This is a genomic window from Mycobacterium kyorinense (genome assembly GCF_002101735.1).
GTDB lineage: Bacteria > Actinomycetota > Actinomycetes > Mycobacteriales > Mycobacteriaceae > Mycobacterium > Mycobacterium kyorinense.
Window position 1 is genome coordinate 1 of the sequence record NZ_LQPE01000070.1, and the last position, 1,859, is coordinate 1,859.

At 69.4% G+C, this 1,859-nt stretch carries 2 protein-coding genes; both read left to right on the plus strand.

Translation table 11 applies throughout. The features are described from left to right. Positions 1 to 198 precede the first annotated feature (198 nt). Positions 199 to 792, plus strand: a complete 594-nt coding sequence (locus AWC14_RS09170) for a hypothetical protein (RefSeq protein ID WP_003920154.1) — start codon at positions 199 to 201, stop codon at positions 790 to 792. A 114-nt stretch (positions 793 to 906) separates the two neighbouring features. Further along, the coding region (locus AWC14_RS09175; protein WP_045382785.1) for a DDE-type integrase/transposase/recombinase at positions 907 to 1,859 on the plus strand (953 nt) is incomplete at its 3' end.

Genomic DNA, 1,859 nt, shown 5'->3' on the forward strand with positions numbered 1-1,859 from the left:
TGTTGACCGTCTCTCCGGGTGACGACCACGGCGGTCTTGTTCGTCATTGAGTTTGCCGATGTGGTTGTCGGCTTGTTCGCGGGGTTGATCTTGTTCGTGTGCACCGTCAGTGTGACGAGGAACTGGTGGGTGCGCGACACCCCGCTGAAGTCTTGGCGGGCTTGCGGGGTGCCGCGCTGTTAGTGCTTGGAGGCACCGATGGTGACGGTAGAGGCTGATGTTGTCGGCGTCGAGTCGCGGCTGGCGGGCGGTGGGATCGGATGCCCGACATGCCGGGATGGGGTGCTGGGCGGCTGGGGGTATGCCCGGGTCCGGCGGGTCGAGGGACTGGGCGGTCCGCTGCGGCCGCGGCGGGCACGATGCCGGGCGTGTTTGGTTACCCACGTGTTGTTGCCGGTGACCGTGTTGTTGCGCAGAGCTTATGCGGCGGAACGGATTTGGGCCGCGTTGACCTCCCGCGCCGAGGGAGCTGGGCATCGCCGGATCGGCGCGAGCCTGGGCGTACCAGCGGCGACGGTGCGGGGCTGGCTACGACGGGCGGCTGATCGGCTCGAGGTGATTTGGAATTGGTTCTTGCGGGTGGCCGTGGCCGCTGGAGTAGATGTGCAGATCCCGGACGGGTCTGGGTGCCCATGGCGCGACGTGCTGGCCGCGGTGCAGGCGGCGACCGCGGCGATCAGGTTCCGGTTCGGTGCGGTCGGGTTGGGCGGCGCGGTGACGCCGGGGCGGGTGGTGGTCGCGGGCAGTGGCGGGCGGCTGCTGGCACCGGGATGGTCGCCACCACGCAGTTGAGGCTGCGCAACACGAATCGCCCCTGCCGCTGCGGGCGATGATCGGTGATCCTCGCCAAGGCGCCTGCCCGGCAACGGTTTCGGGCAGGCCTTCGATTGGAGAGGAGAACCAAGGGTGTCGTTGGAGGAGCACAAGCGCCGCGAGCGGGCGCAGGCGATCGGGCTATTCCGGTATCAGCTGATCTGCCCGGCCCTGGACGAGGGGCTATCCACCAAGCAGCGCGGCAAGCTGGTGCGCGAGATCGCCGGCCAAACCCATGCCGACCCGTTCGGTAACCAGGTGCGCATCTCGCGGGAGACACTGGATCGCTGGATCCGCCGCTACCGCGCCGGCGGGTTTGAGGCGCTGGTGCCGGCCCCGCGGCGGCTGGCGGCCCGCACCGATGCGCAGGTGCTGGAGCTGGCGGCGTCGCTCAAGCGGGAAAACCCGACCCGCACGGTGGCGCAGGTGGCTCGGATCCTGCGCACCGCCACCGGGTGGGCGCCCTCGGAATCCACGCTGCTGCGCCACTTCCATCGGCTCGATCTGATGGGGCCGGGCGGCGGGGAGGCCGCGGCGGTGTTCGGCCGGTTCGAGGCCGCCGACCCCAATGAGCTGTGGGTCGGGGACGCACTACACGGGCCGCGGGTCGGGGACCGCAAGACCTACCTGTTCGCTTTCCTCGACGACCACACACGGCTGGCGGTCGGCTATCGGTTTGGCTTCGCCGAAGATGCCGTGCGGCTGGCCGCCGCGTTGCGCCCGGCGTTGGCCGCCCGCGGTGTTCCGGCCGGGATCTACGTGGACAACGGCAGCGCGTTCGTCGATGCGTGGTTGTTGCGGGCGTGCGCGAAACTCGGTGTGCGCCTGGTGCATTCGGCACCTGGCCGGCCCCAAGGGCGGGGCAAGGTCGAACGCTGGTTTCGCAGCGTGCGTGAACAGTTCCTCATCGAGGTAACCGACACCAGCGGCGAGGACCTCGCCGCCGCCGGGGTCGATCACGCGACCGCGCTGTTGGAGCTTAACCGGCTGTTTGTGGCCTGGGTGGAAACCGAATACCACCGCCGTGTGCATACCGAGACCGGCCA

Coding starts and splice junctions, on each gene's coding strand:
- AWC14_RS09170 (WP_003920154.1), top strand. CDS start 199: ATGGTGACGGTAGAGGCTGATGTTGTCGGCGTCGAGTCGCGGCTGGCG.